This window comes from Sporosarcina ureilytica (genome assembly GCF_001753205.1).
Lineage (GTDB): Bacteria > Bacillota > Bacilli > Bacillales_A > Planococcaceae > Sporosarcina > Sporosarcina ureilytica.
Genome location: NZ_CP017560.1, coordinates 872,510 through 895,849, shown reverse-complemented (window position 1 = coordinate 895,849; position 23,340 = coordinate 872,510). Strand labels below are relative to the sequence as shown.

The window sequence follows — 23,340 nt, the reverse complement described above, 5'->3', positions numbered from 1 at the left end:
AAATCTCTCCTTTAGAATAATGGTTTTCCGGTCATTGTTTCCGGTTGTTTTAATCCTAACAATTTCAACATTGTCGGTGCAAGGTCCGCCAATATACCGTCTGTACGTAATGATAAGTCTTTTTCTGTAATAATCACAGGTACAGGATTTGTTGTATGGGCTGTCATCGGTGCACCGTCTGTGTTAATCACTTCATCAGCATTCCCGTGGTCTGCGGTAATAATCGCGGTTCCACCTTTTTTCTCCAAGGCATCAATGATTTTTCCTAAACATTCATCCACTGTCTCAACCGCTCTAATTGTCGGTGCTAACATCCCACTATGTCCGACCATATCAGGATTCGCGAAGTTTAGGATAATCGCATCCATTGTGTCGCCTTCAATTTTGTGAATTAAGGCATCCGTGACTTCATAAGCACTCATCTCCGGCTTCAAATCATACGTTGCCACTTTTGGGGAGTCGATTAAAATGCGCTCTTCCCCTTCGAATTCATTTTCCCGGCCGCCGCTCATGAAAAATGTCACGTGAGGATACTTTTCAGTTTCAGCAATTCGCAACTGCGTAAGGCCATTTGCTGAAATGACTTCTCCTAACGTTTCCTTTAAATCCTCAGCGCCAAACACAACGTCAGAAACGACATTTTCACTATAATGTGTGAACGTTACAAATTTGAGGTTTTCAAATTTTGTTGTGACGAATTCCTTAAAATTCTCATCTGTGAATGCACGAGAAAGTTGGATGGCACGGTCAGGACGGAAATTGTAAAATACAACCGCATCCCCGTCTTTAATTGTCGCAACAGGTTCACCGGATTCTTCAATGATAATTGGTTCTACAAACTCATCGTGAATGTCTTTTTCATAAGATGCCAACACACCTTCAGATGGCGAGTTAGCTGTTTCAGTTGCACCATCCACAAGCGCTCTGTAAGTTTTTTCAACGCGATCCCACCGCTTATCGCGATCCATCGCATAATAACGACCTGTTACAGAAGCAATTTTTCCAATCCCAACTTCTTTGATCACTTCTTCAGTGTGTTCAATATAATTCAATGCAGATTGCGGGCTAACATCTCGTCCATCTAAAAATGCATGGATGTAAACTTTTTCGAGCCCTTTCCGACTGGCAAGCTGAAGCAACGCAAAGAGATGTTCATAATGACTATGTACCCCGCCATCCGATAACAGTCCCATTAAATGGAGTGCCGAATCATTCTTTTTCGCATGCTCGACTGCTTGAAGAAGCTTTTCATTATCAAAAAAATCTCCTTCTCGGATTGCCTTATTAATACGCGTTAAGTTTTGATAGACGATACGACCCGCACCGATATTTAAATGTCCTACTTCAGAGTTCCCCATCTGGCCATCAGGCAACCCAACCGCTTCACCGCAAGCTGTGAGTGTTGTATTAGAATACGTTTCCTTCAGCCGATCAAAGTTTGGTTTATGCGCTTGTTGCACAGCATTTCCGGAAATTTCATCACGTAAGCCAAAACCGTCTAAAATAATGAGTGCAACAGGTCCTTTACGCATTTGCACCAGCCTCAACTAACTGTAAGAAAGATGCAGGTTCTAAACTCGCACCGCCGACCAATGCGCCATCGATATGTTCCATGGACAGTAGTTCTTCAATATTCTTCGGGTTCACACTTCCACCGTATTGAATTCGAACAGCATTTGCAACGTCAGCGCCGTATAAGTTTTCAACTGTATTACGAATCGCACCGCACACTTCATTCGCATCTTCAGCAGTTGCTGTTTTACCCGTTCCAATTGCCCAAATTGGCTCATAAGCAATGACTGCCTGTTTAGCATTTTCCGCACTTACATCTGAAAACGCTTTCGTCACTTGGTCAGAAACAATCTTAACCGTTGCATCGCTTTCACGCTCTTCCAATGTTTCACCTACACAAACAATTGGTGTCAGTCCATTTTCAAATGCCGCTTTTGTTTTAGCGTTAACAGACTCGTTGGTTTCATTGTAATACTCACGACGTTCTGAATGCCCAAGAACAACGTGCTTTACACCGATACTCACCAGCATGGCCGGGCTAACTTCACCAGTAAATGCCCCTTCTTTTGCTTCGTGCATCGTTTGAGCAGCAATGCTTAGATTCGAGTCTTTTGCCATTTCTACAAGGTTTTCTAAATACAATGCTGGAGGACAAACAATCGCTTCCACCTTTTCAGATTCCGGAAGTTTTGTTAATACTTCTTCCGTAAACTGTTTTGCCTCTTCAGCTGTTTTATGCATTTTCCAATTTCCCGCAATGATTCTTTTACGCAAAAATCTCACTCCTCATTCATTATCGTCTAATGCAGTAACACCTGGTAACGCTTTACCTTCCATGAACTCAAGTGAAGCGCCGCCGCCTGTAGAAATATGGTCCATTTTTTCACCTAGATTAAATTTCTCAACAGCAGCTGCTGAGTCACCGCCACCAATCACCGTATAGCCAGTAGTTTCAGCCATCGCTTGCGCCACTTGTTTCGTGCCATTGGCAAATGGTTCTAGTTCAAATACGCCCATCGGTCCATTCCAAATCACTAGTTTTGATCCTTTAATAACTTCCGCATAGTTCTTTGCTGTTTCTGGTCCAATGTCTAACGCTTCCCAATCGCTTGGAATTGAATCAACTGGTACAACTTTCGTATTTGCATCTACCGAGAAATCATCCGCAACGACAACATCCGTCGGTAAATGGAACTTCACATCATTTTCTTCTGCTTTTTTAATAAAGGACATAGCAAGGTCCATTTTATCTTCTTCAAGGAGAGATTTACCAATTTCATAGCCTTGTGCTTTTAAAAACGTGTAGGCAAGTCCTCCACCAATAATTAAGTGATCGACTTTGTCTAATAAATGATCAATCACACCAATTTTATCCGCGACTTTCGCACCGCCAATAATGGCAGTAAATGGACGTTCCGGTGTTGATAATGCTTTCCCAAGCACGTCTAATTCTTTTTCTAAGAGCAATCCTGAAACTGCTGGAATATACTCGGCAATGCCTGCTGTTGAAGCGTGTGCTCGGTGTGCCGCTCCAAATGCATCGTTTACAAAGATGTCTGCAAGGTCTGCAAACTGTTTCGCTAATGCAGCATCATTCTTTTCTTCACCCGCATGGAAACGAACGTTTTCTAACAACACGACATCGCTGTTTTGCATGTTCGCAACCGCATGAACGACTTCTTCGCCGATAGATGTATCCAGTTTCGTCACCGGCTTATCTAACAGTTCTGCAAGTCTTTCGCCAGCTGCAGTTAGACGCATGTCTTCATGGACTTCGCCTTTTGGCCGTCCGAGATGGCTCGCTAAGATTACTTTTGCGCCTTTGCCAATTAAGTATTGAATCGTTGGAATCGCAGCACGGATTCTTGTATCATCCGTTATGTTCCCTTCCTCCATTGGCACATTAAAATCTACGCGACAAAAAACGCGTTTTCCTTCAAGTTGCACATCTTTCATCGTTTTCTTCAACTTCATTAAAACTTGCCACCTCCAAGTTTATTTAAAAAAATAAGGAACGGGGCTCCCCGTTCCTTTAACCCAACTATATTATAAGGGGTGTTGTTCGTTATGGCTATATTTTACAATCCTTTTTTGTACATATGAAGCGCTAAATCGATACAACGTACAGAATACGCAGTTTCATTATCATACCATGCAATTACTTTGACCATATTGTCGACAAGAACCATTGTGGATAGTCCATCTACTGTTGAGGAAGATGGATTGCCGTTGTAATCGATGGATACAAGCGGTTTATCTGAATAAACAAGGATATCTTTTAGTTCATTTTCAGATGCGTCTTTAAATGCTTTGTTCACATCTTCAGCTGTAACTTTTTCGTTTAGTTCTGCGACGAAGTCCACCATGGATACGTTTGGAGTCGGAACACGAACTGCCATTCCATCAAGCTTTCCTTCTAGCTCAGGAATTACTTTTGTTACTGCTGAAGCAGCACCTGTGCTCGTTGGAATCATTGATTCAGCCGCTGCACGTGCACGTCTGTAATCTGAATGTGGTAAGTCTAGTAAATGTTGATCGTTTGTATAAGCGTGAACGGTTGTCATTAAACCGCGTTTAACGCCAAATTTATCATTCAATACTTTTACAACTGGTGCAAGACAGTTTGTCGTACATGAAGCGTTTGATACAACATTGTCTGTTTCTGGATTGTAATCCTCGTGGTTAACACCCATTACAATTGTTGTAACATCGCCTTTTGCTGGTGCAGAACAGATTACTTTTTTCGCACCTGCTTCAAGGTGTTTTGCAAGAGATTCTTGATCCGTGAAACGTCCTGTTGATTCAACTACAACGTCTACGCCAATCTCTCCCCATGGAAGTGCTGCTGGATCTCTTTCTTCGTATACGCGAATTTTCTTACCATTTACAACTAAGTATTCGCCGTCTGCACTTACTTCTGCATCGAAAATACCGTGTACGGAGTCATACTTCAAAAGGTGTGCAAGCATCTCAGAATCAGTTAAGTCGTTAATTGCTACGATTTCAATTTCCTCGGATTTTAAAGCTTCACGAAATACAACTCTACCAATACGTCCAAAACCGTTAATCGCCATTTTTAATGTCATCATAAACCCCTCCAAAATTGTATGAAAATTTAATTTGTGATTTGTTTCAACATTTCTTGTGCTGCTGCTTCGTCAGTAATTAAAACCGTTTGCTTTGGCGCAGTTGACATATAGGCCAATATTGCCGCCGCTTTACTGATTCCACCTGCAACTGCATAGATTAGTGGCACTCGCTCTAATTGGTCAATCTGTATACCGACTGTACGAATTCGATGTACAGCCTTACCTGTTCGATCGAAATAATATCCAAATGCTTCACCTTTTGCTTCCGTTTTTTGAAGCATTTCTTTTTCTTCTGTCGATGACTCCCGTAAGTTCGCCATCGTTTGTGCTTCTCCAATACCATGTATCACACAGTCGACCTGTTCATATAACTGAATCATCTTTCGTACAGATGGTTCGTTCTGGAATGCTTTATGGGTTTCTTCACTTAAAGATTCCGGATAATAAAATGTTCTATATTTTCCACCACATGCTTCAGCAAAGGATGCCGCAATAACATTTGCCTGTAACCCAATATCTTCTCCTACACCGCCACGGGCCGCGATGAACAGTAATTCCTGTAAATCATTTGCTTTTTCGATGTAATTTGGAATCGATGCAATCGTACTTCCGCCTGTTACAGCTATAATTTGCCCATTTTCTATCGTCGAAACGAAAGCTTCCGCCGTTTTCAATCCTAGTAAATTTTTCGTTACAGGATCTCTATCGCAATCTCCCGCAACAATTTTAACTGCGGAAATTCCAAGATATTCTTGAAGTCTTCTCTCTAAAGACGATCGCCCCGTCCATTTTTCCATTGTTGGTTCAAGCGCTGTTAGAACGGCCAGTCCTTCATCTGTTATCGCTGCACCATTTTTCGCAACGGAGATGAGTTGTTGGGTTCTTAAAAGGTCTATCATCGTACGCGTTTCACGTTCTGATAAACCAGCCATCTCACCTAATGGGCGTCTACCTATTGGACCAGCCATTTTAATGTATTTCAGTATTCTAAACCTTTCTTGTAATACTGTAATCATTTCAGGCACAAGCTTACTATGTGCATCCATCGAAACATCCAAAAAAACATCACCTCCAAAGCATGGTCGGTTAACGTCCCAACCCGATTCAAAACGTCCCACATAGTGTAAAAAAATATTTCCTGCAAGTTCGTCGTTTTTAAAATGAATAAACATCATTCAATACGCTTTACCTAATGCCGATGTACATATAAAAAACATAGTATAATTAAGCACTTTTTTCCTATCTGTCAATAGTATACAGCGCCTCACCCTATTTATCAAACTAAACGCAAAACTCTTTAAAAAATTAAAAAGTAAAAGTAGATGCTTCACTCCTATAATATGTACTTGCTCTTATAAATGATACACCTACTTTTCACTATTATTTTTCAAATAAATCCACAAGATCAATATAGCCTATATTTCCATACAATAAGACTTCTCCTTCTTTTTCAACAACCGGTACCATCAGCATATACTTCTCATGAGTTGCATCATCAGTTCGAATATCAATCGACGTCCACGTGATTGGATAATCTTCTTGTGCTAACCTCAGCATCATTTCTGCTTCGTCGCATAATGGACAGTTGTCTTGCCGATAAAAAGTTACATGCATCGTCCACACCACACTTTTCAATTCTTAAAATAAGTATAGTCAATAAAAAGACGACCTGCAAATTAGTTTGCCGTCGCCTCCGTGTCAGTCACCAATAAAAAGAGTCCGGTGCAATACCGAACTCAAAATAGGATTACCTTTTATTGGTTATTGATTATCTAAGTCGTTGCGCGTTAAAATATTGTCGATGAGACCGTATTCTTTTGCACGCTCAGCTGTCATGAAGTTATCACGCTCTGTATCTGCGGCAATGACATCAATTGGCTGACCTGTTCTTTCAGCAAGAATTGTGTTGAGTTTCTCGCGTAGGAACAAGATGCGTTTCGCTGCAATTTCAATTTCAGTCGCTTGACCTTGTGCACCGCCAAGTGGTTGGTGAATCATGACTTCAGAGTTTGGAAGTGCATAACGCTTACCTTTTGTTCCAGCTGCAAGTAGGAAAGCACCCATTGAGGCAGCCATACCTGTACAAATTGTTTGAATGTCAGGCTTAATAAACTGCATCGTATCAAAGATTGCCATACCCGCTGTAATGCTTCCGCCTGGACTGTTAATGTAAATCGAAATGTCTTTGTCAGGATCTTCTGCTTCTAAAAACAGTAGCTGTGCAACGATTGAGTTTGCAACATTATCGTCAATCCCGCTACCAAGCATAATAATCCGGTCTTTCAACAAACGTGAGTAAATGTCGTAAGCACGCTCGCCGCGATTCGTTTGTTCAATAACTGTTGGTATTAAATTCATTTCATTTCCTCCTTCAAGGTGGATATTGTAGTCTGTTGAAATGAGTTTCCCATTCAACCGTACTCTTATCATACATAGCATGGTCAATAAAGGTCAAATATAACGCTTTTTCAAAAAGACCTTGCAAATCATTAATTTGAACAGTATAATTAACCATGTTCGCAATCATTAAGGCGACTTCAATTGCCCTCGTGGTGTAACGGATAACACATAAGATTCCGGTTCTTACGATAGGGGTTCGATTCCTCTCGAGGGCGTTATTTAAAATAAGTCTACGTAAACCTTACAAAATATTTGTAAGGTTTTTTATTGTCCAAATGATGATATCCTACTATCGATTGGTCGTAACTCTCATTATTTGAATCATTTTTTGCAACATGAGGGGAAATTTAACCAAAAGTAAAATCCCTATAAAAAGACCTTTGCCGACTCAATGGCCAAGGTCTTTTTTTGCAATCAATAATCGTACTAGTAAATTTGGCTCGCTATTCGTTTAACATTTGTGATTCCTATTTATTAAATCGATTTTCACGCGGATCTAATGTGACGTTATGCTTTCGCTTATGTTTCTGCTGGTCTCTGCTTACTTCTCGTATATTGAATTCTGTTCCGAGTTCCACGTCTTCTGGGACTTGAATCGGTTTTTTATTCAGGTTTTCTTTAGGCATTTGTCGCCACCTCCATCTCTTAGTATGTGCATGAGTTTTCTATAATATGCATAACGTTAAGAATGGGAATACTGAAAAATGATTAAAGTATCGTCAAAAAGCCAAATGATTGGGCGTAAGTTTAGTAGGGCAAGTAAATTGGGTAAAGTAAAAATAACATAGCATTGAGGAGTGGTATTTTGAAAAGATTACTTGGACCATTCGGAATAATCATAGGCATCGTTGTGCTCCTCGCAGTGATACTTGTACCGAGTTACAACAAGTTTGTGACATTAGAGGAAAACGTTGACGCGTCGTACGCACAGGTTGAAAATCAATTGCAAAGAAGAATGGATTTAATCCCCAACCTTGTCAACACGGTAAAAGGGTTTGCAGCACATGAACAAGAGGTACTTGGGGATATTGCAGATGCACGTTCAAGACTTGCGGGTGCCGCGGGTCCAGAAGAACAAGCAGCGGCGAATGATGAATTGTCTGGTGCGCTAAGCCGATTACTGGTCGTCGTTGAAAATTATCCTGATTTAAAAGCGAATGAAAATTTTAAGCAACTGATGGATGAACTTGCCGGTACAGAAAATCGGATCGGCGTCGCACGACAAGATTATAATCATGAAGTTGCGAATTTTAATCGACAAGTAAAAAGGTTTCCGAGTAAGTTGGTTGCCTCAATATTTGGTTTTGATGAAAAAGAATATTTCAAAGCGGATGAAGCTGCAAAAGAACCACCAAAAGTAGATTTTGGAGATGACAAAGAGTGATTCGATTCGTCCTTCGGGGGCTAATTGGCATACTTTTGCTTATGGCATTCTCCTTTTCAGCAGTGGCATTGGCAGCTGATGTTCCTGCACCGAAAGGACATATATATATTCAAGACTTTGCAAATGTACTGTCAGCAGAGCAAAAGGAACAGTTGACGACTTATGCAATCCAACTAGATGACGGAACGACAGCGCAACTTGGTGTGTTAATTGTACCGAGTATTGGTGATGAGCCTGTCGAAGAGTTTGCAGTAAAGGCACTACGAGAATACGGACTTGGAACGAAAGAAAGTGACAATGGCGCATTGCTCGTTGTGACAACAGAACCTAATTCAAGTGGCAATCGGCATTTCTTTTTAACGACAGGCTATGGACTTGAAGGTGTTTTACCGGACGGGAAAGTGGGGCGCATCATAGATGAGACCGCGATGCCTTACTTAAGAGAAGGACGTCCCGACCTAGCAATCATGAACGCCTATCAAGTTTTTTATAATGAAATTGCAAAAGAATATGATTGGGATGGAACGATTGAAACAGCGCCCATTCCCCAATCGAATGCGAGAGGTTTCGGGATCTCTCCAATCATCATCCTCATCATCGTTTACTTACTTATACGATTTCTAAGTAACCGAGGAGGGCCTGGCGGAAGAGGTGGGCCTGGCGGAAGAGGTGGACCTGGCGGAAGAAGAAGTTCAAGAGGTAGTGGACCTATTTTCTTCCCTGGACCATTTGGCGGTGGAAGTGGCGGGTTCGGCGGAGGCGGTGGATTCAGAGGTGGGGGCGGCGGCTCCGGAGGTGGAGGCGGCGCTGGAAGAAGTTGGTGACCAAAGGAGGATCCATAAATAAAACTGCATCCTAACAATTAGAGTGATCCAATAATTAGGGTGCAGTTCACATAAAAATCCGCTGTTTATTTATACCTTTAACTTTCTTTTTCAACAAGCTCTGCAAGCGAAGCCAATGCTTGTTCTTCATCATTACCCTCCGCGATTAATGTAATTTGTGATCCTTTCGCAATTGCAAGACTCATAACGCCCATAATACTTTTGGCATTCACTTGTCGATCATCTCTCTTTAAAAATACATCAGCTGAAAAGCGATTTGCTTCTTGGACAAATAACGCTGCTTGTCTTGCCTGTAAACCAGGCTTCATATTTACTGTAACTGTTCTTTCTGCCATTTGGCACTCTCTCCTTTAATTCTCACGGCATTATGTAGTTCCTAGTCCTCCAGTTCGGAGATTATCCGCAATTTCTTCTATTTTTCTTAATCTATGATTGACACCCGATTTACTTACTTTTACACCTGTAACAAGTTCACCAAGTTCTTTTAGTGTAATATCCTGATGTTCTAGTCGCAAACGTGCAATCTCTTGTAAACGTTCTGGTAATTGATCAAGCCCTATTGTTCGTTGAATAAATTCGATGTTATTCACTTGTCGTTGGGCAGCGCCAATTGTTTTGTTTAAATTAGCTGTCTCACAATTAACGAGTCGATTTACGCTATTTCTCATGTCGCGTATAATTCGTACATCTTCAAATTTCATCAACCCAACATGTGCGCCGACGACACCTAGAAAGTCAGAAATTTTCTCTGCTTCTTTTAAGTAAGCAATATAGCCATTTTTTCGTTCGATTGATTTTGCGTTTAAACGATATGTGTTCATTAACTCAACGAGTGCTTCACTATGTTCTCTATAAATCGAAAAAATTTCAAGATGATAGGAAGAGGTTTCTGGATTATTCACCGAACCACCTGCAAGAAATGCACCCCGTAAATAAGCTCGTTTACAACAATCTTTTTCAATTAAGGTTGGTGAAATTTCATTTTTAAATTCAAATGTTCCAGTTAAGATGAGCAAGTCTTTTAATAACGGTTTCGCCCCATCACGAATTCGACAAATATATACGTTATTTTTCTTTAATTGCATCTTTTTCCTTACGAGCAATTCGATTTTATAAGGATAAAGTCGCCTCAAATTCGAGTAAAGTCGCCTTGCGATGGCAGCGTTTTCAGTCTGTGCATCTAAACTTAATTTCTTATTGGAAAATGAAAGTGCACCATTCATGCGGATAAATGCTGCAACTTCTGCACGTATACAACATTCATCTGCTTCAATTTGTGTCAATTCTTTTTTAGTTCTTGAAGCGAACGACATCGTTTCCCCTCCTTCCTACTATTGCTTAAGGATTCAATGTGTTTTCCATATAGTCCATCAGCCAAGTCGCTACTTTTTCTGATTTATGGCGAATATGGCCATCTACCATGACTGCGATATCTTTTTGAACTACATGAGGCACTAACTTTCTTAATTCCTCTAAATCATGTTCTACTGGCCGCGGAGGCCCTTCATACGCGCCACAATCAAGCAATGATGTAAAATCGGCAGTATTTAATAATACTGTATCGATAAACGCTTCGCCAGCATGGTCATATAAAGCTTGGACATGCTCAGAAGCAGTATATTCTAGAGTCTCTCCAGCTTGCGTTGTTAAATTACAAATATACACTTTTTTAGCTGAACAAGAGATAACCGCATCCCGAATATCTCTAACAAGAATTGTCGGTAATATACTTGTGTATAGACTACCTGGACCAAAAACAACTAAGTCTGCATTCATAATCGTCTCTACAGTTTCTGGAAGAGGTCGAACTTCTTCAGGTGTTAAATAAACACGGCGAATTCTTCTTCCGTAAACGGGTATTTTAGATTCGCCAGTTACAATTGTGCCATCTTCCAGTTCACCATGCAACGTAATTCTTTGATTTGCAGCAGGAAGAACTTTCCCTTTGATATTTAATATATGACTCATTTGCTCGACAGCTCTTGCAAAATCGCCTGTAATATTTGTCAAGGCAGCCAGCATTAAATTTCCAAGAGAATGCCCTTTTAAACTTTCTGAGCTTGCAAATCTGTATTGAAACATTTTTTCGATGAGCGGTTCTACGTCAGACAATGCTGCCATTACGTTACGAACATCGCCGGGAGGCGGGATATCGTATTCATTGAGCAGCCTCCCTGAACTCCCACCATCGTCCGCCACAGTGACAACAGCAGTAATGTCTATCGGGAATTTCTTTAACCCGCGGACTAATGTCGATAACCCTGTTCCGCCACCGAAAATGACCACTTTCTTTTCTTTAGAACGAATCATCGGATTAATCCTTTCTCAACTGAATATCACGGTGTGTAATAAGCGTTTTATATTCCTCTTGAAAATACTCCCCAAAGAATTCAGCTAACGTTACTGAACGATGCTGTCCTCCTGTACAACCAAATGCAATGACAACTTGTGATTTACCTTCGTTTTTATATTGAGGAATGAGAAACTTAAATAAATCCGTTAACTTTTCGATGAGTTGTTTTGTTTCGCCCCATTTTAATACGTATTCAGACACTTCACTTTGCAACCCTGTTTTCGGCCTTAACTCTTCAATATAAAATGGGTTAGGTAGGAAGCGTACGTCAAATACAACGTCTGCGTCAATCGGCATACCATGTTTAAATCCGAATGATATAAAGTTCACAGTGAATAAAGCATCTTGCTTCGTAGAAAATTCCTCAATGATTTTTTCGCGTAATTTTCGAGGGTGTAAATTAGATGTATTGTAAATCGAACGCGCATGTCCGCGTAATTCCGATAAGAGTTCACGTTCTTTTTGTATCCCCGTAAGTGGAAGTCCACCTTCAGCAAGTGGATGAGAACGTCTACTCTCTTTATAACGTCTCACAAGTGTTTCGTCATCGGCATCTAAAAATAAAATACGCCAAGAGACGCCGTTCGTTCGGCTTAATTCATCGAGTGCACCAATAAGCGAATCAAATAAATCTCCGCCGCGTGTATCCATGACAGCCGCAATCCGTCTCATTTTATTTTCAGACTTCATCATTAAATCTAGAAAAGTTACGAGTAACTCGGGAGGTAAATTGTCTATACAATAAAATCCAAGGTCTTCAAAACTTTGCATCGCAACTGTTTTTCCTGCGCCCGACATCCCAGTAATAATAACTAATTCTACATCATCGTTATAATTTATTACTTCAGCCAATCCCCATCATCCTTCCTCGGAATTTTGAATTCTCTCACTTAATAATTGGAATTGCTCTGTGTACGTAAACGTTCCATATTGCATGCCTTGATTTGAAACAGCAAACAATAAGTTGGTCCGATCGCCTTCAGCCATTGGAAGGGTTTGTAAATTTTCAACAGGATGCCATTCCAGTTCGCCTTCAATCGTCTTTTCAAACGGTGTGCCTTGTAAATCATATGCGATAAATGTAAAAAGCATCCACTCATCTTTCACAATCTGCTCTTTTTCATCTTGAATGACCATTGTGTAAGTACCTTTTAAATGAGGAGTAATCGGCGTCGTTCCCGTTTCCTCTGTAAATTCCCTTACGGCCGCTTCATATATTGACTCACCCGGATTTACTTTTCCACCTGGTGCGACATACCATCCGCGGCGTGGTTTTTTTAATAATAAAACATGATTATCTTTTAACACTAATAAATTTGCGATTCGTTGCATCGTTCCATCACCATTTCTATATACACTACCTTCTATTATACATATTTTAACCAGCATTCGTCATTTGAAAGGCATAATTTACTTTTCGTTTATTTTAAATGACATTTATCCATGATGTAACCTATGAATTTTCCCACTAAAAAAGCTATTTTCTGTGACAAGACAGAAAATAGCTCAAATCATTCTATATCAAAAGGGGGGTCAATTGATATTTCCCTTTTAGTATATCCTTTTGATATTGCATTCATGTTACAACCACATTAAAGCTACATTAATTTGTCTTAAGCTTCGATTGTGGATTGATCATTTAGTTTTTCAATATATTGTTGAACGGCTTGCGCTGCAATACTGCCGTCGCCTGTTGCAGTGACGATTTGACGCAGTAATTTTTCACGTACATCTCCTGCCGCATAAATGCCTGGCACTTCTGTTTCCATAATGTCATTCGTCTGGATATACCCATTTTCATCGAGAATGCCTAGATGTTTGAACGGTTTTGTCAGAGGATCCATTCCGACGTAGACAAACATGCCATCTGTTTTAAATTCTCTTTCTGAACCATCTTCAGTGGAAACTAGGGTAACCGAGTCAATTTTCCCGTCTTTGCCATTGACTTCTTTTAGTGTTGTATTCCAAATAAATTCTATTTTTTCATTCGCGAAAGCACGGTCTTGAAGAATCTTTTGTGCACGTAGCTGATCACGACGGTGAATGATTGTTACCTTTTTCGCGAAGCGTGTTAAATAAGCACCTTCTTCAACAGCTGAGTCTCCTCCGCCAACAACGATGATTTCCTTGTCACGGAAAAACGCACCGTCACAGACTGCACAGTAACTTACGCCGCTTCCCGTAAGCTCTTCTTCACCTGGAATGCCAATTTTTCTATATTCTGCACCTGTTGTAATGATAATTGTACGTGCTTTATATTGCTGTTCGCCAACGAAAATTGTTTTATAATCGTCGCCGTCTTGAACATCCGTGACATCACCGAATGCATATTCTGCACCAAATTTACGTGCGTGTTCAAACATTTTAACAGATAAATCCGGTCCAAGTATATGATCAAATCCTGGATAGTTTTCAATATCTTCAGTCGTTGCCATTTGTCCGCCTGGTGCGCCTCTTTCAAGCATTAATGTCGAAAGGTTTGCACGCGAAGTATAAACTGCCGCTGTTAAACCAGCAGGGCCAGCACCTACAATTATTACGTCATAAATCTTTTCCGTAGTCATGTGAATTTCCTCCTCACAAGGTTCAATCTACTCAAATCTTATAAGATTCAAGATAGCCATTCAACTTTGATGCTTACAACTACCCAAGTGCTCCCTATCGAAGAACTTTTACGCGATTAACCATTTAAATGCGGTAAAAATTCAATGAGTTCATTGACATATTTCGTCAAAGTCGGCGTTGAAACCCCATACTTTCTCGCCATCCCAATTTTTGTCACACCGGAATATCTCGCGGATTGAAACATATAATCAGCGGCAGATGCGAGTGCAGCAGGATTCGGAAATTCATACGAAACACTGATTGCCTTTTCGCAAAGTGTAAACCACATTTGAAATAGATGTGTCGATTCATAGTCCAACGGTCCGTACTGTTCATACAATAGTTCTGTCGTTTCAAGGGCACGGGTGAAAGCTTTTTCGAAAGCCCCTTCAGGTAATAACTCATTACGAATCCCGCTCGCCAAAAACAACTTTTCAACTTCACTTAATTCTTCAATCTTTATATAGGAAGGATGTGAAAGTATCTCTTGTTTATGTGCCGATTTTCCAAGCAAATAAAATCCAAGCATTCTCTCACTTCGATATTGGTTTTGAATTTTATTAAGTAAAAACTGTCGATCCTGTTCCACTGTATCAGGAGACAACTCTTTTTCAATGTCTCGCCAGGGCTCATACCCTTCTTTTGTTGGATCCATTTCGAGCAGTGTTGCGTATGCCTTCCTAGCAATGGTTTCATGTCCCATAAAATATGCGGAATGAGATAGCCAGAAGTAAAAACCTGCATCTCCTTCAAACCCTTGCTTTTGAAGTTGACGTAACAAAGAAAATGCCTCTTTATGCTTCCCAACAAGCGCAAACGTCGCACCTAATTTATATCGATGCTCCACTAAGTATGGCTTTAACTTCATCAGTAATTCGAGAAGCCCTGCTAATTGCTCCTCATTTTTTTCGTAATAATAAAATACTGCAAGATTACATAATGCATGGAGATTTCCCTTGTTCCGTTCTAACACATCATGCAAAATATCATTTGCTTGCTTCTTTTTTCCAACATAAAAGTAAGCAAGTGCTAAGTTATTATAGGCTGCCCAAAAGTCTGGATAGTCTGTAATAATCGCCTCTAATAAATCAATGGCTTCTTTAAATTCTCCCGTTTCCATTTGTCGGCGTGCCTTTTCTTGAAGCAATAAGACCTCACTATCTTCTTCATCCAATGACGGCTCATTTTGTTCGGCGAAATCAATAATTTCTTTCGCTTCATCGTTAAACGGTCCACTAACATCCATCAATAAATATTTTTCAGCGTATGCCTTAGCTTCTGATAAAAGTCCGAGATGTGCATGAACTTCCGCCAAATAAAATACTATTTCTGACGCATTCGTATCTAACGTATAGGCTTGTTGTAAAATTTCTTGTGCATCGTGAAAGCGTCCTTCTTCCATGACGAGCACACCATATTGCATTAGAATTAACGGATCTTCTGGACTCAGCTCTGTGGCCCGCTTCAAATATTTATGCGCCTCTTCAAAACTGTCTCGTTGCATCGCTTGAATCGCTTTTTTATAATAAAATTCACCGTCTGGGATGAACGATATAACTTTCCTATTTTCTGAAACTCGCTTCTTATTCAATCAAATTCCCCCGAAACATAAGAAGGATGAATCTTTGCCATCCTTCTATTCATTATGCTTAGTATAGCATACAGCAAGTGAATTCGAATCATCTCAAACTAATTTATTCAAGTGAAAATTGTTCGTGACGTTTCTCCATTTCTTCTTTCGTATAAATAATTCGAACGGGGTTACCACCAGCAAAGACGCCCGGTGGAATATCTCGGTTCACGAGTGTTGCTGCTGAAACAATCGCATTGTCACCAATTTGTACGCCTGGCAAGATGGTTGTATTCGCGCCTATTAATACGTTTTCCCCAATTACGACGTCACCAATCCTATATTCATCAATTAAATATTCATGCGCAAGAATTGTTGTATTATAGCCGATAATTGAATTATCACCTACAGTGATTCGTTCAGGGAACATGACATCGGGCATGACCATTAACGCAAACGAAGTTTTCTCCCCAATTTTCATTCTCAAAAACGTTCGAAACAAAAAATTCTTAACAGGAATAAATGGGGTATAGCGCGATAATTGAATGATTGCGAAGTTTTTTGCCACTTTCCAAAACGGTACTGTTCGATAAATATGCCAAAGCGAATTTGCACCGCCTTTTGCACGGTATCGCTCCGTCCTTCTCATCCTTGTTCTCCCTTTAGAAGAGGAAGTAAATCACTAATATGTTGTAACATATAGTCCGGGTTATACTCTTGTAAGAAATCCTCACCTTTTACCGACCAAGCTACACCAGCCGTTTGCACACCAGCATTCTGCCCGCCTACAATGTCGTGGTAATTGTCACCTATCATCAATGCTTCTTCCCTGTCCGCACCTAGTCGTTCTAGCGCCAGCAAGATCGGCTCAGGATCTGGTTTCGGTTTTGACACATCATCAAGTCCGATAACCGTATCAAAAACATTGCCCGCCTCTAACAGGTCTAATCCTTTATGTACCATATTATTTTTCTTCGTCGACACGATTGCCATTTTATACCCTTCAGCTTTTAGTAAACGAAGCGTCTCAGATACACCGTCAAATTCCTTTGACAGTTCATCATGATTGGCGATATTCCATTCACGATATTCACTGACAAGCTGTTCAGTCTTTTCCGGGTTAATCGAACCGAATGTTTCATGTAATGTAGGGCCTAAAAAAGGTAAAATCTCTTCTCTGCCATACTGTCCTGGATAATGTTTATTCAATACATGCCCGAATGTCCGAATAATTAACTCATTCGTATCCAATAAAGTTCCATCAAAATCAAACAATAATGTCGTAATTTTTTTAGTCATTGTATATCTCCTAACTTCTATTCATCTTGATAATTTTTATTTACTTTTGTTACATATCTTCTGATGATAAATAAGACAACCGCCACCACAATCGTCACAATTGAAACAACTTGCGCCGCACGTAAGACTCCGCCGTACAAACTATCCGTACGCATGCCTTCTATGAAGTAACGTCCGATTGAATACCAAGTGAGGTAAAATAAAAACAGTTCACCACGTTTTAAAGCAACGCGTCGTAATAATAAAATGATCACGAGCCCAACCAAATTCCAAAGCGATTCATATAAAAACGTCGGATGATACGTTACACCATTAATTGTCATTTGATTCATGATCCAATCGGGGATAATCGTTGTTTCTAGGAAATGGTCCGAAACAGGACCGCCGTGCGCTTCCTGATTCATAAAATTCCCCCATCTCCCGATAATTTGTCCAATGAGTAGTCCAGGCGCCGCGATGTCGACAGTCTTCCAAAAGGAAATCCCACGTAACTTCGTAAATACATAAGTCGTTATAAATGCACCGATTAACGCACCGTGTATCGCGATGCCGCCTTCCCAGACTTTAATCGCATCAATTGGATGGTCTTTATAGTTATCCCATGTGAAAATCACATAATAAATTCTCGCACTCACTATAGATAACGGCACCGCCCATAGAAGTAAATCCGTTAAAAAGTCCGGATGCATGCCCCGTTTGACCATCTCACGCTGTACAACCAAGAAGGCCAACACAATGCCTGTGGCAATGATAATTCCATACCAACGAATCTCAAGGCCAAAGAGAGAAAAGGCTACAGGGTCAATTGTAAGCAAATTAAACATATTACTTCGTCTCCTCTGTTAGATCTTCACCCGGGCCTTCACTAATCGCTTGCTCCAATCTATCAGAAAACTCTTTAGCCGCATTAATCCCGAGGCGCTTCATCCGATAATCCATGGCCGCTACTTCAATAATGACAGACAAGCTTCTTCCAGGTCGAACCGGAACAGTCAATTTTGTCAATTCGGTATCCATAATTTTTATTTTCTTCTCGTCCAGGCCGAGACGATCGTATACTTTATCCTCGTCCCATAGTTCTAAATCAATCACAATTAATATTCTTTTATCACTTTTCACGGCACTTGCGCCAAATAAATTCATAATGTCGATAATCCCTACACCGCGAATTTCTAACATATGTTCAATAAGCTTGGGCGCATTTCCAATTAATACATTTTTCGATACTTCTCTAATTTCAACTAGGTCATCCGCGACGAGACGATGCCCACGTTTTACAAGTTCAAGCGCCGTCTCACTTTTACCAACACCACTTTTCCCTGTAATTAACACCCCTATCCCGTAAACATCTACAAGCACGCCATGCATCGATGTCATGGGTGCCAATTTACCCTCTAAAAAATTCGTCAACATTCCAGAAAATCGCGTCGTCGGCACTTCTGTCTGTAAAACTGGTATTCCTACCTTTTCAGCTTCCTGAATTAACTCCTCAGGAACTTCCATTCTATGTGCAACGATGACCGCCGGCGTATTCTCAGAACATAATCTTTTCATTCGGTCAATTTTCTCTTCTTTTTCCAATGACGCAAAGAAAGACAATTCTGTCTTACCAAGCAACTGCACACGTTCTGCAGGATAAAAATTAAAATACCCTGCCATTTCAAGCCCAGGTCTAGAAATGTCGCTTTTATATATATTTCGTTTAAGCCCTGTACCGCCTGCGCGAAGTTCTAGTTCTAACGCATGTTGTACATCTGCTACTGTTACACTTGCCATTGAAACTACCACCTTTATAAGTTGTCCCTTTTAATATACTTCATCGTACCACGATTCCGAAAGAAGACCGCTCGAAAAAGTTATGATTACAGTATCAGCATTGCTACAAAAGCTTTCATCAATAAGTTCATCAATTTCTGGATATACTACAAAAACGCCATAATGTCTTCGCGACATAATAAAAATCTCCCGCTCTCATTTCATTTTTCAAAGCGGGAGATTTTTTATGAATCGTAACCTAACCTATTCATTAAGGATTGTATCGAACGAGAACGGAGCCTGTCTTAGCTTCACCGAATAAATGAAGTTTTTTCTTACTATCTGCCACTTCTTTAGTAAATCGAATCGTTCGTTGAAGCAAATGATCTTGTTCAGATGTTCGTTCGATGTCCTGTAATTCTAAATCTAGCTTTCCAATGTTTGATGCAATTTCTCCTGAAATTGGAATGGTGGATGGAATATACAATTCTATCGAACCACTCATCGTTTTCGCTTCAATCTTCTCTGCTTCATCGCTTGTTGTCGTCACCACGACATGGCCATTTAACGATTGAGCTTCTACTTCTTTTAATTCGCCGTCTATATAAACCCGGCCATTTAACGTTTCTGCATCTATCGTTTCGCCCGTCAATTCATTTAATCGAATGACACCATTGGCAGTTTCAAATTCAGCCTGCGTAAATATTAACTGGGAAGCTTCAATTTTACCATTGGCCGTTTTTACCCGAATGGAATCAGATTCTATATTTTTCATTTTGAAGGAACCATTCATAAGACGAACTGACATTTTTTTGTATTGCTTACCTGGGATATATAAATTAAGGTTCACTTGCATCATTTTCATATCGCTAGATACTCTTAATTTATTTTCATCTAAAACAAATAAGATCTTTTCTAGGAAATCTTTTTTAGCCGTTTCCTCAGATTCATGATGATAGGCTTTCACCGTAAATTCTGCACGAATCTCTTGTTCATCGCTACTATGAACAGTCACTTTCCCATTGTCGATATGCATTAAAATCTCTTCAATGTCCTTGGCATCCTTGGTGACCGAATGGCTGAAAATAACAGATTTTCCAAAAGGAGCATCTAAATCAAATTCCTTCACCTTTTGAACAGCTGTTTGCATAAACTGCATAAATCGCTCGCCTACATTTGAAAAGTCTTTCCGCAAATCATCAAGAAACTCATCCGCGGATGGGTGTTCTTTTTCTTGTTTATCTGATTCGTTATCTTTCTGATCAAAGGCGGATTGTTTTGACTCACGGGATTTCTCTGGCTCGTGGGCTTGTTCAGTTGTTTCCTGTTCTTTAGCTTTTTTGCTAATTGAAGGCTGGTTTTGTTGTTGCTGATCTTGGTTTTGTTGCCCACCTTGGTTTTCCTGCTCGTCTTGGCTCTGTTCCTCACCTTGGTTCTGTTGCTCATCTTGGCTATGTTGCTCACCTTGGTTCTGTTGCTCATCTTGATTTTCTGTACTTAAATTTTCAAGTAACGTAAGTGCTTCGTCCATTGAAATTGTGCCATTCTCTAACATTGTCAAAATCCGTTTTCTTTTCTCCTGCATCGTTCATCCTCCTAGTTTGAGTTTCCTCAAGTTAGTAGTATATATACGACTTCAGATACAAAAAGTTTCAATCTGCTACTGTTTCAGCATCTTTAATCACATGTTTCATCCGCTGGCGATCACGCGCTAGTATCGGCCTCAAATAATTTCCAGTATACGACTTCTCAACTTTTGCTACTTCCTCTGGTGTACCTGTAGCAATCACTTGACCACCTTTGTCACCGCCTTCTGGTCCAAGATCAATAATATGGTCCACAGTTTTAATGACATCTAAATTATGTTCAATGACTAACACAGTATTTCCGGTGTCAACAAGCCGTTGGAGGACAATGAGTAATTTCGCAATGTCATGTGCATGCAGTCCGGTCGTTGGTTCATCTAAAATATAAATAGATTTACCGTTTGAACGTTTATGCAATTCAGAAGCAAGTTTGACACGCTGCGCTTCCCCACCAGATAATGTCGTCGCAGGCTGGCCAAGTTTAATATAACCGAGCCCTACGTCTACAATTGTTTGCAACTTCCGATGAATTCTCGGGATATTCTCAAAAAAGATGAGTGCATCTTCCACAGTCATGCTTAAGACATCTGCAATATTTTTTCCTTTATAACGTACTTCCAATGTTTCTCGATTATATCGTTTGCCGTGACAGATTTCGCATGGGACATAAACGTCTGGCAAAAAGTGCATTTCGATTTTAATGATGCCATCCCCACGGCAAGCCTCACATCTGCCGCCTTTTACGTTAAAACTAAAGCGTCCCTTTTTATAGCCGCGTACTTTCGCTTCATTCGTCGCGGCAAAGACATCTCTTACATCATCAAACATACTTGTATAAGTCGCAGGATTTGACCTCGGCGTCCGCCCGATTGGGGATTGGTCAATTTCAATGACTTTTTCAAGTTCTTCCAATCCAGTAATGGATTTATGTTTCCCGGGTAGTAGTTTTGCGCGGTTTAACTTTTGGGCTAACGTTTTATAAAGCACTTCATTGACAAGCGTACTTTTCCCTGAGCCTGAAACACCGGTCACCGCAATAAATTGTCCTAGCGGTATGTCTACATTGACCTTTTTCAGGTTGTTTTCTGCAGCACCTTTAATGGTTATTTTCCGGCCATCTGCGGGACGTCTTTCAAGTGGCAGTGAGATAAACTTCTTACCACTTAAATAATCACCCGTTAAGGAATCCGGGTCATTCATGACTTCATCTGGTGTACCAGCTGATACCACCGTTCCACCTGCCGCACCAGCACCTGGCCCCATATCAATCAAGTAATCAGCTGCTAGCATCGTATCTTCATCATGTTCAACAACGATAAGCGTATTCCCGATATCTCTCATATTTTTTAAAGTAGAGATCAGTCGATCATTATCGCGTTGATGAAGTCCAATTGAAGGTTCGTCTAAAATATAGAGGACGCCTGTTAACCTAGAACCAATCTGGGTCGCCAATCGGATTCGCTGGGCTTCCCCACCCGAAAGTGTTCCGGCAGCTCTCGATAGAGTTAAATAATCTAATCCTACGTTAATCAGAAAGCCGAGACGTTCTTCAATTTCTCTTAATATTAATTCAGCAATTTGACGGTCTTTTTCGGATAGGTTCAATGTTTTGAAAAAGTCATCCGCTTCTACAATCGAACGTTCCGTCACTTGCCCGATATGAACATCATTCACTTTCACTGCTAACGACTCTTCTTTTAGGCGGTATCCCTTACAGGTAGGACATGGTCGCTGTGCCATATACTTTTCCATTTGATCACGGACATAATCTGAAGATGTATCTCGGTAGCGGCGTGCGATATTCGATAACACGCCTTCAAAATAAATATCACTATCTCGTGTACCGCCAAATTCATTTGTATACTGAAAACGAATTGTTTCATTACCTGAACCGTGTAAAATTTTATTTAACTGATCGTTTGGAATTTCACTGATTGGGACATCCATCGCAATGCCATAATGATTCGCAACCGTTTTCAGTAGTTCAGGATAATATTGTGAACTTGTTGGTTCCCACGGTGCAATCGCATGTTCTGTCAGTGATAAAGAATCGTCTGGTATGACGAGTAATGGATCTACTTCTAACTTCGTACCGAGACCATCACATTCCCCACAAGCACCGAATGGGCTATTAAATGAAAACATGCGTGGTTCTAATTCACCTATCGAAAAACCACACATCGGGCAAGCATGATGTTCACTAAACAGCAATTCCTCACCATCAATCACATCGATAAGCACAGTGCCTTCTGCCAAGCGGAGTGCTGACTCTAAAGAATCACTTAAACGACCTGCAATGTCCTCTTTAATAACAATTCTATCTATTACAACTTCAATTGTATGATTTTTATTTTTATTCAACTCTATATTATCGTCTAGGTCATACGTTTCACCGTTAACACGAACGCGCACATAGCCTTCTTTTCGAATGTCTTCAAATAGTTTAGCATGCGTTCCTTTTCTTCCTTTCACAATAGGCGAAAGTACTTGAATTCGTGTTCGTTCCGGTAATTCCATTAAACGGTCAACCATTTGTTGAATCGTTTGGGAAGTAATTTCAATACCGTGCTTCGGACAAACCGGCTTTCCGATGCGTGCATAAAGCAGGCGTAAATAATCGTAAATCTCCGTTACTGTTCCAACAGTCGAACGAGGATTTCGACTCGTCGTTTTCTGATCGATTGAAATCGCTGGCGATAACCCTTCGATCACATCGACATCTGGCTTATCCATCTGCCCTAAAAACTGACGTGCATAAGCGGAAAGGGATTCAACATACCGTCGTTGACCTTCCGCGTAAATCGTATCAAATGCAAGGGATGACTTTCCCGAACCCGATAAACCAGTCACAACGACCAGTTCATCGCGGGGAATATTGACGTCAATATTTTTTAAATTATGCGCCCTTGCTCCTTGTATAACAATTTCCTTGTTTTTCATCAC

Annotated in this window: 24 protein-coding genes and 1 tRNA gene; 3 read left to right on the top strand and 22 right to left on the bottom strand. The window is 40.4% G+C overall.

Features of this window, described 5'->3' with window-relative positions; translation table 11 throughout:
- Window positions 1–11: 11 nt before the first annotated feature.
- From gpmI to clpP, 7 genes are all read right to left on the bottom strand, one after another.
- Window positions 12–1,532 carry a 2,3-bisphosphoglycerate-independent phosphoglycerate mutase gene (gene gpmI, locus BI350_RS04550; protein WP_075527033.1) on the bottom strand — a complete coding sequence of 507 codons (1,521 nt, stop codon included), beginning with the start codon at window positions 1,530–1,532 and terminating at the stop codon, window positions 12–14.
- Complete coding sequence (gene tpiA / locus BI350_RS04545; RefSeq protein ID WP_075527032.1) at window positions 1,525–2,286, bottom strand: triose-phosphate isomerase; 762 nt, start codon at window positions 2,284–2,286, stop codon at window positions 1,525–1,527. Before tpiA ends, gpmI begins: the two co-directional genes overlap by 8 nt.
- Window positions 2,287–2,298: 12 nt before the next feature.
- Window positions 2,299–3,486, bottom strand: a complete 1,188-nt coding sequence (locus BI350_RS04540; RefSeq protein ID WP_075527031.1) for a phosphoglycerate kinase — start codon at window positions 3,484–3,486, stop codon at window positions 2,299–2,301.
- A 104-nt stretch (window positions 3,487–3,590) separates the two neighbouring features.
- Window positions 3,591–4,598: a type I glyceraldehyde-3-phosphate dehydrogenase gene (gene gap, locus BI350_RS04535; RefSeq protein ID WP_075527030.1), complete on the bottom strand. Its 1,008-nt coding sequence runs from the start codon at window positions 4,596–4,598 to the stop codon at window positions 3,591–3,593.
- Window positions 4,599–4,627: 29 nt separating this feature from the next.
- Complete coding sequence (locus BI350_RS04530; RefSeq protein WP_168157248.1) at window positions 4,628–5,659, bottom strand: sugar-binding transcriptional regulator; 1,032 nt, start codon at window positions 5,657–5,659, stop codon at window positions 4,628–4,630.
- A 322-nt stretch (window positions 5,660–5,981) separates the two neighbouring features.
- A complete protein-coding gene (locus BI350_RS04525; protein ID WP_075527029.1) occupies window positions 5,982–6,215 on the bottom strand; it encodes a glutaredoxin family protein in 234 nt (77 codons plus the stop codon).
- 147 nt (window positions 6,216–6,362) lie between these two features.
- Complete coding sequence (gene clpP / locus BI350_RS04520; protein WP_075527028.1) at window positions 6,363–6,959, bottom strand: ATP-dependent Clp endopeptidase proteolytic subunit ClpP; 597 nt, start codon at window positions 6,957–6,959, stop codon at window positions 6,363–6,365.
- A 185-nt stretch (window positions 6,960–7,144) separates the two neighbouring features.
- On the opposite strand from clpP, the gene BI350_RS04515 reads away from it, so the two are divergent.
- Window positions 7,145–7,216: transfer RNA gene (locus BI350_RS04515), tRNA-Arg, on the top strand.
- A gap of 252 nt (window positions 7,217–7,468) precedes the next feature.
- Here the strand turns inward: BI350_RS04515 and BI350_RS16870 are convergent.
- Entirely contained in the window at window positions 7,469–7,627 is a 159-nt protein-coding gene (locus BI350_RS16870) for a hypothetical protein (RefSeq protein WP_155767473.1), read from the bottom strand.
- 179 nt (window positions 7,628–7,806) lie between these two features.
- Here BI350_RS16870 and BI350_RS04510 point away from each other — a divergent pair, with 179 nt between their 5' ends.
- Window positions 7,807–8,385 (top strand): LemA family protein, encoded by a 579-nt coding sequence (locus BI350_RS04510; RefSeq protein WP_075527027.1) that lies wholly within the window; start codon window positions 7,807–7,809, stop codon window positions 8,383–8,385.
- Window positions 8,382–9,209, top strand: a complete 828-nt coding sequence (locus BI350_RS04505) for a TPM domain-containing protein (protein WP_082294955.1) — start codon at window positions 8,382–8,384, stop codon at window positions 9,207–9,209. The genes BI350_RS04510 and BI350_RS04505 overlap by 4 nt, the downstream gene beginning before the upstream one ends.
- A 98-nt stretch (window positions 9,210–9,307) precedes the next feature.
- Here BI350_RS04505 and BI350_RS04500 read toward each other — a convergent pair whose 3' ends face one another.
- From BI350_RS04500 to uvrA, 14 genes are all read right to left on the bottom strand, one after another.
- Window positions 9,308–9,565: an HPr family phosphocarrier protein gene (locus BI350_RS04500; RefSeq protein ID WP_075527026.1), complete on the bottom strand. Its 258-nt coding sequence runs from the start codon at window positions 9,563–9,565 to the stop codon at window positions 9,308–9,310.
- 30 nt (window positions 9,566–9,595) lie between these two features.
- Window positions 9,596–10,543 (bottom strand): DNA-binding protein WhiA, encoded by a 948-nt coding sequence (gene whiA / locus BI350_RS04495; protein WP_075527025.1) that lies wholly within the window; start codon window positions 10,541–10,543, stop codon window positions 9,596–9,598.
- Window positions 10,544–10,568: 25 nt separating this feature from the next.
- Entirely contained in the window at window positions 10,569–11,540 is a 972-nt protein-coding gene (locus BI350_RS04490; RefSeq protein WP_075527024.1) for a gluconeogenesis factor YvcK family protein, read from the bottom strand.
- A gap of 4 nt (window positions 11,541–11,544) precedes the next feature.
- Window positions 11,545–12,381 (bottom strand): RNase adapter RapZ, encoded by an 837-nt coding sequence (rapZ, locus tag BI350_RS04485; protein WP_075529232.1) that lies wholly within the window; start codon window positions 12,379–12,381, stop codon window positions 11,545–11,547.
- Between the two features lie 60 nt (window positions 12,382–12,441).
- A complete protein-coding gene (locus BI350_RS04480; protein WP_075527023.1) occupies window positions 12,442–12,915 on the bottom strand; it encodes an NUDIX domain-containing protein in 474 nt (157 codons plus the stop codon).
- A gap of 281 nt (window positions 12,916–13,196) precedes the next feature.
- Window positions 13,197–14,147, bottom strand: coding sequence for a thioredoxin-disulfide reductase (trxB, locus tag BI350_RS04475; protein WP_075527022.1), 951 nt, complete (start codon window positions 14,145–14,147; stop codon window positions 13,197–13,199).
- A 116-nt stretch (window positions 14,148–14,263) separates the two neighbouring features.
- A complete protein-coding gene (locus BI350_RS04470) occupies window positions 14,264–15,778 on the bottom strand; it encodes a tetratricopeptide repeat protein (RefSeq protein ID WP_075527021.1) in 1,515 nt (504 codons plus the stop codon).
- A 103-nt stretch (window positions 15,779–15,881) separates the two neighbouring features.
- The gene (locus BI350_RS04465; RefSeq protein WP_075527020.1) at window positions 15,882–16,406 is read right to left on the bottom strand and encodes an acyltransferase; all 525 of its coding nucleotides are present in this window, start codon (window positions 16,404–16,406) and stop codon (window positions 15,882–15,884) included.
- Window positions 16,403–17,056: a pyrophosphatase PpaX gene (ppaX, locus tag BI350_RS04460; RefSeq protein WP_075527019.1), complete on the bottom strand. Its 654-nt coding sequence runs from the start codon at window positions 17,054–17,056 to the stop codon at window positions 16,403–16,405. The genes BI350_RS04465 and ppaX overlap by 4 nt, the downstream gene beginning before the upstream one ends.
- A 17-nt stretch (window positions 17,057–17,073) precedes the next feature.
- On the bottom strand, window positions 17,074–17,880 hold the full coding sequence (lgt, locus tag BI350_RS04455) for a prolipoprotein diacylglyceryl transferase (RefSeq protein WP_075527018.1): 807 nt from the start codon (window positions 17,878–17,880) through the stop codon (window positions 17,074–17,076).
- A 1-nt stretch (window position 17,881) separates the two neighbouring features.
- The gene (gene hprK, locus BI350_RS04450; protein WP_075527017.1) at window positions 17,882–18,832 is read right to left on the bottom strand and encodes an HPr(Ser) kinase/phosphatase; all 951 of its coding nucleotides are present in this window, start codon (window positions 18,830–18,832) and stop codon (window positions 17,882–17,884) included.
- Window positions 18,833–18,862: 30 nt separating this feature from the next.
- Window positions 18,863–19,009 carry a hypothetical protein gene (locus BI350_RS16865; protein ID WP_155767472.1) on the bottom strand — a complete coding sequence of 49 codons (147 nt, stop codon included), beginning with the start codon at window positions 19,007–19,009 and terminating at the stop codon, window positions 18,863–18,865.
- Between the two features lie 73 nt (window positions 19,010–19,082).
- The gene (locus BI350_RS04445) at window positions 19,083–20,396 is read right to left on the bottom strand and encodes a DUF4097 family beta strand repeat-containing protein (RefSeq protein ID WP_075527016.1); all 1,314 of its coding nucleotides are present in this window, start codon (window positions 20,394–20,396) and stop codon (window positions 19,083–19,085) included.
- Between the two features lie 67 nt (window positions 20,397–20,463).
- Window positions 20,464–23,337, bottom strand: coding sequence for an excinuclease ABC subunit UvrA (gene uvrA, locus BI350_RS04440; protein ID WP_075527015.1), 2,874 nt, complete (start codon window positions 23,335–23,337; stop codon window positions 20,464–20,466).
- Window positions 23,338–23,340: the final 3 nt, after the last annotated feature.

Excerpts from the sequence above, each read along its gene's own strand:
- gpmI (WP_075527033.1), bottom strand. The coding sequence starts at position 1,532 with ATGCGTAAAGGACCTGTTGCACTCATTATTTTAGACGGTTTTGGCTTA.
- BI350_RS04540 (WP_075527031.1), bottom strand. The coding sequence starts at position 3,486 with ATGAAGTTGAAGAAAACGATGAAAGATGTGCAACTTGAAGGAAAACGC.
- gap (WP_075527030.1), bottom strand. The coding sequence starts at position 4,598 with ATGACATTAAAAATGGCGATTAACGGTTTTGGACGTATTGGTAGAGTT.
- BI350_RS04525 (WP_075527029.1), bottom strand. The coding sequence starts at position 6,215 with ATGCATGTAACTTTTTATCGGCAAGACAACTGTCCATTATGCGACGAA.
- clpP (WP_075527028.1), bottom strand. The coding sequence starts at position 6,959 with ATGAATTTAATACCAACAGTTATTGAACAAACGAATCGCGGCGAGCGT.
- BI350_RS16870 (WP_155767473.1), bottom strand. The coding sequence starts at position 7,627 with ATGCCTAAAGAAAACCTGAATAAAAAACCGATTCAAGTCCCAGAAGAC.
- BI350_RS04500 (WP_075527026.1), bottom strand. The coding sequence starts at position 9,565 with ATGGCAGAAAGAACAGTTACAGTAAATATGAAGCCTGGTTTACAGGCA.
- whiA (WP_075527025.1), bottom strand. The coding sequence starts at position 10,543 with ATGTCGTTCGCTTCAAGAACTAAAAAAGAATTGACACAAATTGAAGCA.
- BI350_RS04490 (WP_075527024.1), bottom strand. The coding sequence starts at position 11,540 with ATGATTCGTTCTAAAGAAAAGAAAGTGGTCATTTTCGGTGGCGGAACA.
- rapZ (WP_075529232.1), bottom strand. The coding sequence starts at position 12,381 with ATGTCGGGCGCAGGAAAAACAGTTGCGATGCAAAGTTTTGAAGACCTT.
- BI350_RS04480 (WP_075527023.1), bottom strand. The coding sequence starts at position 12,915 with ATGCAACGAATCGCAAATTTATTAGTGTTAAAAGATAATCATGTTTTA.
- trxB (WP_075527022.1), bottom strand. The coding sequence starts at position 14,147 with ATGACTACGGAAAAGATTTATGACGTAATAATTGTAGGTGCTGGCCCT.
- BI350_RS04465 (WP_075527020.1), bottom strand. The coding sequence starts at position 16,406 with ATGAGAAGGACGGAGCGATACCGTGCAAAAGGCGGTGCAAATTCGCTT.
- ppaX (WP_075527019.1), bottom strand. The coding sequence starts at position 17,056 with ATGACTAAAAAAATTACGACATTATTGTTTGATTTTGATGGAACTTTA.
- lgt (WP_075527018.1), bottom strand. The coding sequence starts at position 17,880 with ATGTTTAATTTGCTTACAATTGACCCTGTAGCCTTTTCTCTCTTTGGC.
- hprK (WP_075527017.1), bottom strand. The coding sequence starts at position 18,832 with ATGGCAAGTGTAACAGTAGCAGATGTACAACATGCGTTAGAACTAGAA.
- BI350_RS16865 (WP_155767472.1), bottom strand. The coding sequence starts at position 19,009 with ATGTCGCGAAGACATTATGGCGTTTTTGTAGTATATCCAGAAATTGAT.
- BI350_RS04445 (WP_075527016.1), bottom strand. The coding sequence starts at position 20,396 with ATGCAGGAGAAAAGAAAACGGATTTTGACAATGTTAGAGAATGGCACA.
- uvrA (WP_075527015.1), bottom strand. The coding sequence starts at position 23,337 with ATGAAAAACAAGGAAATTGTTATACAAGGAGCAAGGGCGCATAATTTA.